Origin of the sequence: Oribacterium asaccharolyticum ACB7 (genome assembly GCF_000238075.1) — a bacterium.
Lineage (GTDB): Bacteria > Bacillota > Clostridia > Lachnospirales > Lachnospiraceae > Oribacterium > Oribacterium asaccharolyticum.
In genome coordinates this window covers 398,832-405,344 of the sequence record NZ_JH414505.1, presented here as the reverse complement: position 1 = coordinate 405,344, position 6,513 = coordinate 398,832, and the positions used below count along the sequence as shown (strand labels likewise).

Here is a 6,513-nt window from a genome sequence, read left to right as displayed (position 1 = left end):
AAAAGGGTGCTGACAAGATGAGTAAGCTAAGGTGTTATGAGAGAAACTATGGAAGAGAGAAGCTTCTTCAGTTGGTGCGGATAGGTCGAGAAGAAAGAAAGCTGGAAGCGACCGGAACAGAAGGGATAAGTGTAAAGGAAATAAGACTTAGAGATGTGTTAAAAGAGCACTATGATGCGTCAAAGAAATATATAGATGGGCTCCATGCATCAATTCCGGGAGAAACGGTTAAGAAGACTTTCTCCATACGGAACCACCTCCGTTTATTATAAAATTTTGACATGACATAAAAATGATAATAAGATAATTGAAAAGTTGAGGACCTATATCAAGGTGTATTTTTGAAGCTCGTTAACTGACAGTAAGTTTACTCCATCGCGGAGCTTTAAATCTCTTTCCCCTTTTCTTTTTTTATGGTAGAATTTTGCAAGGCTTAGTATTGTAAAAGACGATAGGAGGGCTTATATGGAAGACGAGAAGAATATTCAAATAGAGGGAAATAAAAGTTTAGGGGATGTGGTGATTGCCAATGAGGTGCTTGCCATTATTGCCGGGATTGCGGCAACCGAGGTGGAAGGCGTGCATTCCATGGACGGAGGCTGGTCAGGACAGTTCATTTCCAAACTCGGTATCAAGGACCTTGCAAGAGGCGTGAAGGTGCAGGTAAGAGATGGAGAGGTCAAGGTGGACTTAAGCCTCAATATGGAATACGGCTATGCTATCCCGAAGGTTTCCGACCTTGTGCAGGATAAGGTTTCCGCAAGTATCAACAATATGACGGGACTCAATGTTTCCGAGGTCAACATCAGGATTTCCGGAGTGGTAGATAAAGAGAATGAATAAGAGAGAAGAAAGAAGTCATAAGTTTAAGCTCTTATTTTCTACCCTCTTTTATGAGGGGGAGGAGAAGGAAGAGCAAATCAGTCACTATTCCTTTGAGAAAGAGGAAGATGATGAGGATGTCATTGCCTTTGATTGTCTTCCCGATGAGGAAAAAGCGTATTTAGAGGCGGAGGTGCTGAAGATTCTGGAGCGGCTTCCCGAACTGGACAGCATGATCAATGCGGATACGGAAGGCTGGACCACAAAGAGAATGAGTAAGACCGATCTTACGGTGCTTCGTCTTTCTCTTTATGAGCTGAAATTCCAAGAGGAAATTCCGAAGAAGGTTGTCCTGAATGAGGCGGTGGAAATTGCAAAGAAGTATGGCGGTGCAGATTCCGGCTCCTTTGTAAACGGTGTGCTTGCGCGGATTCTTCCGAAGCTTTCTCCGGAACTTTCCGAAAGTGCAGAGAAGAAGGGAAAAAAGAGCGAGAAGAAGGGAAAGAAAGAACAGAAGAATTCTTCTTTCCACATCGTGCTGAACAAGAAAGATTAGTTTATGGAAAGAGTTTCCAAGAAGGAATATACGGTCTCGCAGGTCAATCGCTATCTTTCGCGAATGATGCAGGAGGATTTCTTTCTTTCTCACCTTACGGTATCCGGAGAGATTTCCAACTTGAAAATGCACCCGTCGGGACATATTTATTTTACGCTTAAGGACCAAGCTTCGCAGCTTTCGGGCATCATGTTTGCCGGAAAGAGGGCGGGGCTTGGTTTTCGTTTGGAAAATGGTATGAAGGTGCTGGTTACGGGGCGAATCGGTTTGTATGAAGCGGGGGGAAGTTATCAGATTTATGCGGATTCCTTCCAGCTTGCGGGGCAGGGTGACCTCTACCTTCGCTTTGAAGCGCTGAAGAAGGAGCTCATGGAAATGGGGCTCTTCGATCCCATGTATAAGAAGCCTATTCCGAAGTATGCAAGGCGCATCGGCGTGGTTACGGCAAGCTCCGGCGCGGCGGTGAGGGATATTGTGCAGATTGCAAGACGGAGAAATCCCTTTGTGGAAATTACGCTATTCCCGGCTCTTGTGCAAGGAGAGGGTGCGGTGGCGTCCATTGTGCGGGGAATAGAGAGACTGGATAAGCTTGGTCTGGACGCTCTCATTGTAGGGCGAGGAGGCGGATCGATAGAAGACCTTTGGGCCTTCAATGAAGAGGCGGTAGCAAAGGCAATCTTTGATGCGGAGACGCCCATTATTTCCGCAGTCGGACATGAGACAGACACGACTATTGCGGATTTTGTCGCGGATTTACGCGCGCCGACACCGTCTGCCGCTGCAGAGCTTGCGGTCTTTGACTATATGCAGTTCGTAGATGATTTAAGCTCCTATACCTATAGCTTTCACGAGCGAATCGAGAAGAAAATCCTTTTCCTTAGACAAAGACTGAAGGAGAAGGAGTTGAAATTCTCTGTTCTGCACCCCAAAGCCATTTTACAGGGAAAACAGCATCGGCTCTTGGATTTACAGAATCGCTTGCAAAATCAGATGAGGAAGGCCCTGCAGAGCGCCAAGGAAAATTTGCAAGATTATGGCAATTTTGCAAAGCTTATGGAGCGGAGACTCAGTGAAGATAAGGCACGCCTCAGTCGCTATCAGAGCTTTCCGCACCTTATGGAGGAAAAACTCTTAAAGGCAAGGCACAGTCTTATCCGCTATCAGGACTTTCCTCACTTTATGGAGGAGAAGCTGGCAGAAAGCAGACATCGAATGCAGCTTCTTTCGGAACAGTTTGATGCGCTTTCCCCCCTCCGTCTTCTTTCGAACGGTTACTCTTATGTGCGAGACGAGGAAGGACGCAGGGTAAGCAGCGCAGAAAAGCTCAAAAAGGGTGAACTTTTGGAACTGCATTTCTCGGATGGCTCTGCAAAAGCCAGGGTGGAAGAGATTAGCAATAAAAAGTCTCGGTAAAGATGAAGATGCATGGATTTACGAAAGCCGATTTTAGTAGAAGATAAGAAAAATAGGTCAAAAAACTAAGAATTACTACGGAATAAAATAACAAATAAGAGGAGAGCTTAGGCTATGATAGAGGGAAATGAAGAGAAGAAAGCAGTAGTGGAGGATGGGCAAGTGGTGTTCACTCCGGATACAAAGGCGGATAAGGCAGACAATGCAAAAAAAGTGGAGAAGAAAAAGGATTTAAGCGAGATTTTTACGGATTTGGACGGCCTTTTGCAAAAGATGGAGGGCGAGGAAAGTCTGGAAAAGAGCTTTGCAATCTATGAAAAGGCGGTGGCCCTTTTAAAGGAAGCGAATTCCAGTATTGACCGAATAGAAAAACAAGTTCGTATCTTAGATGGTGAAGAGGGAAAATAATGAGCATCAAAGAGGCACTCGGGAAAAAGAAAGAAGCTGTGGAAGCCATTTTACAGAGATTCTTAGCGGAAGAAAAAGGCTTTGACCGAACCGGCAGAGAGGCGATGAACTATAGCCTTATGGCACCGGGAAAGAGGATTCGCCCGATTTTAGTGGAGGAAGCATTTTTTCTCTGCTGCAAAGAGGAAGAGAAGGAAGTGCTTCTTCCGATTTTACATTCCTTTATGGCTGCCATCGAAATGATTCACAGCTTTTCCCTTTGTCATGATGATCTCCCTGCAATGGACAATGACCGCGTGCGGAGAGGGCAGGACTCCACCTGGGCACATTTTTCGGAGGCGCAGGGAATCCTTGCGGGAGACGCCCTCTCGCTCTATGCTTTTCAGGCGGTTTTGGAAACTTTTCAGAAAGAAAGGAGAAAGAATCCTCTGCTTTCCCGCTATGAAGGAAGAGTGCTTTCGGCACTTCTTGTGCTCTCGAGAGAGTCCGGCATAGACGGCATGGTGGGCGGACAGGTCGTGGATCTTGAAAAAGAGGGACAGCCTCTTTCCGAAGAGGAGCTCTTCTTTATTATGGAGAAGAAGACGGCGGCACTACTTCGGGCATCTCTTCTTATGGGGGCTATTTTAGGCGGCGCAGAGGAAAAAGTGCAGGAGGAGATTGCCCTTTACGGGGAAAACCTCGGTCTCGCCTTTCAGATTCGGGATGATATTTTAGACGAAATCTCTACGACGGAGGAACTCGGAAAGCCGGTACATTCCGATAAGGAGGAAGGAAAGACAACGGCTTATTCCCTCTACGGAAGAGAAAGGGCGGAAGAGAAGGTAAAAGAGTATACAGAAAAGGCCATTTTTGCCTTAGAAAATTTGCATCGAGGACTTTTGACAGAGATAGATAAAGCCGGTGCAGATGGAGATAACGCCTATCTTTTCCTAAAGGAATTGGCGGTTTTCCTTGCAAGTAGGAAAAAATAAAGTTATGAAGTTCTTATTTTCAGAATGATTGAAACTTCCGCGGGCTGTCTTAGGCAGACCGAATAGAGGAAAAAAACAATAAAAAGGGTTTATTTATGTTACTGGAGAATGTCACTGGGGCGGAGGATGTACGAAAGCTGTCCCTGAAAGAGCAAAAAATCTTAGCGAAGGAAGTCCGTCGCTTTATCATAGAAAAAATGTCCGACAATGGAGGACACCTTGCCTCGAACCTAGGGGTGGTAGAGCTGACCATTGCCTTATTTCATACGCTGAATCTCCCGAAGGACAAAAATCGTCTGGGATGTGGGGCACCAGTGCTATACTCATAAAATTCTTTCCGGAAGACGGGATGACTTTGCACTCCTTCGAAAATTCAAGGGAATCAGCGGTTTTCCGAAACGGGAGGAGAGCCCCTACGACTGCTTTAATACAGGACACAGCTCGACCTCCATTTCCGCAGCCCTCGGGATTGCGGAGGGGCGAGATCTTTTGGGAGAGGACTATACTGTTCTTGCCGTAATCGGAGATGGTGCGCTTACCGGCGGTATGGCCTATGAAGCCTTGAATAATGCCTCCAAGATGAAGAAGAATTTCATCATTATTTTAAATGATAATGAGATGTCGATTGCGAAAAATGTGGGCGGAATGTCCACTTATCTGAATGGCATCCGTTCCCATAAGGGCTATACGCGGTTTAAGGAAAATCTGGCGAGTAGCCTTGGAAAAATTCCGGTGGTCGGAGATCGGATAGTGGAGCGTCTGAAAAACACGAAGAACTCCATTAAACAGCTTCTTGTACCCGGAATGCTTTTTGAAAATATGGGCCTAACATATCTCGGTCCGGTGGACGGGCATAATCTTCATGCTTTGGAGCAGGTTATCCATGAGGCAAAACGCATAGATCATGCAGTCCTTGTACATGTGGTTACGAAAAAAGGAAAGGGATATGTTCCGGCGGAGCAAAATCCCAGTGTATTCCATGGCGTCGGGCCCTTTGACATTGCTACGGGAAAAAGTAAGCAGGAGAACGGAAAGAAGAGTTACACGGATATTTTTGCGGAAAGCCTGATTAAAGAGGGGAAGGAAGATTCGAAAATTGTGGCTATTACGGCGGCCATGCCGGACGGAACGGGTCTTACTAAGTTCGAAAAGGCCTTTCCGAAGCGTTTTTTTGATGTGGGAATAGCCGAAGCCCATGCGGTAACCTCTGCAGCGGGGCTTGCGAGTGCAGGCTTAAAGCCGGTTTTCGCAGTTTACTCGAGTTTCCTGCAAAGAGCCTACGACCAAATCGTGCATGATGTCTGCTTGCAGAAGCTTCCGGTTGTCTTTGCGATTGACAGAGCTGGCCTGGTAGGGGCGGACGGAGAAACACATCAGGGGATTTTCGATATTTCCTACTTGAGAAGTATTCCGAATATGACGGTTATGGCGCCGAAAAACGCGAGGGAGCTTACGGAAATGCTGCATTTTGCCTTGCAGTTTCAGGGGCCGATTGCGATTCGCTATCCGAGAGGGACAGCCTACCAAGGCTTTTCCGAAAAACAGGAGCCGATAGAGTATGGGAAGGCGGAGATATTAATTGAGGAGCAGACAGGAAAAATAGCCCTCCTTGCGCTTGGCTCCATGGTTTCAACCGGAGAGCATATTGTGGAGAAAATGGTAAAAAAAGGCGTGAACTTAAGTCTCGTGAATGCCCGATTTGCCAAGCCGATTGATACGGAAATGCTGGATAAACTTTCCGAAAAAGGCTATAGAAAGATTCTCACATTGGAAGAGGGCGTTCGCTCCGGTGGTTTTGGTGAGGCGGTACTCTCCTACATGGAGACTCATCACAAAGAGGTAGCTGTGGAAAATATCACCCTCCCCGACGCCTATGTGGAGCACGGCGATGTTTCCACCCTTAGGAAAATGCTAAAGATTGATTCGGACAGCATTATAGAAGGGCTGGAGGAGAAGGGATTTTTCAAGTAAAATATTATGCCTACAGAAGGATACTTTCTGCAGTTGCAGGTCTGAAATTGGGGCACGCTCCCGCTAACCTCGCCCGACTGAGCAGTGGTTTTGTTACTCACTGCTCACTTTGCTTCGCAAAGCAACTTCCTTCGGAAGTTGGTCTGTTACAGGAAGACTTTTCTGATGAAAAGTCTGTCCTTGCAGTACTAAGCTTCAAGCATCGTTTACACTCGCTTTCAGCAAGTACTGACGGGCTCAGATTGCCCCATATTTAGACCTGCAACTGCATGAAAAAGTAGCTTCTACAGTCCTAAAATAAATATGCTGAAAAATAGGATATCTGAACAGTGCATTCATATCTATGCTATACTGAGTTTAAGAGGTTAA

Annotated in this window: 5 protein-coding genes and 2 pseudogenes; all 7 read left to right on the top strand. The window is 46.2% G+C overall.

All coding sequences use genetic code 11. The features are described from left to right. Positions 1-272, top strand: a pseudogene (locus HMPREF9624_RS06725) (ISLre2 family transposase); the annotation flags it as partial. 193 nt (positions 273-465) lie between these two features. After that, positions 466-843 carry an Asp23/Gls24 family envelope stress response protein gene (locus HMPREF9624_RS06720; protein ID WP_009537107.1) on the top strand — a complete coding sequence of 126 codons (378 nt, stop codon included), beginning with the start codon at positions 466-468 and terminating at the stop codon, positions 841-843. Beyond that, positions 836-1,378 carry a transcription antitermination factor NusB gene (gene nusB / locus HMPREF9624_RS06715; protein WP_009537106.1) on the top strand — a complete coding sequence of 181 codons (543 nt, stop codon included), beginning with the start codon at positions 836-838 and terminating at the stop codon, positions 1,376-1,378. Before HMPREF9624_RS06720 ends, nusB begins: the two co-directional genes overlap by 8 nt. Before the next feature lie 3 nt (positions 1,379-1,381). Next, a complete protein-coding gene (xseA, locus tag HMPREF9624_RS06710) occupies positions 1,382-2,791 on the top strand; it encodes an exodeoxyribonuclease VII large subunit (RefSeq protein ID WP_009537105.1) in 1,410 nt (469 codons plus the stop codon). A gap of 114 nt (positions 2,792-2,905) precedes the next feature. Continuing rightward, entirely contained in the window at positions 2,906-3,199 is a 294-nt protein-coding gene (locus HMPREF9624_RS06705; protein WP_009537104.1) for an exodeoxyribonuclease VII small subunit, read from the top strand. Continuing rightward, on the top strand, positions 3,199-4,173 hold the full coding sequence (locus HMPREF9624_RS06700; RefSeq protein ID WP_009537103.1) for a polyprenyl synthetase family protein: 975 nt from the start codon (positions 3,199-3,201) through the stop codon (positions 4,171-4,173). Before HMPREF9624_RS06705 ends, HMPREF9624_RS06700 begins: the two co-directional genes overlap by 1 nt. Positions 4,174-4,268: 95 nt before the next feature. Continuing rightward, positions 4,269-6,144, top strand: a pseudogene (gene dxs, locus HMPREF9624_RS06695) (1-deoxy-D-xylulose-5-phosphate synthase). The last annotated feature ends 369 nt before the right edge of the window (positions 6,145-6,513 follow it).

Bases quoted from the DNA above. Each gene is read 5' to 3' on its own strand.
- HMPREF9624_RS06720 (WP_009537107.1), top strand. From the start codon at position 466: ATGGAAGACGAGAAGAATATTCAAATAGAGGGAAATAAAAGTTTAGGG.
- xseA (WP_009537105.1), top strand. From the start codon at position 1,382: ATGGAAAGAGTTTCCAAGAAGGAATATACGGTCTCGCAGGTCAATCGC.
- HMPREF9624_RS06700 (WP_009537103.1), top strand. From the start codon at position 3,199: ATGAGCATCAAAGAGGCACTCGGGAAAAAGAAAGAAGCTGTGGAAGCC.
- HMPREF9624_RS06705 (WP_009537104.1), top strand. From the start codon at position 2,906: ATGATAGAGGGAAATGAAGAGAAGAAAGCAGTAGTGGAGGATGGGCAA.
- nusB (WP_009537106.1), top strand. From the start codon at position 836: ATGAATAAGAGAGAAGAAAGAAGTCATAAGTTTAAGCTCTTATTTTCT.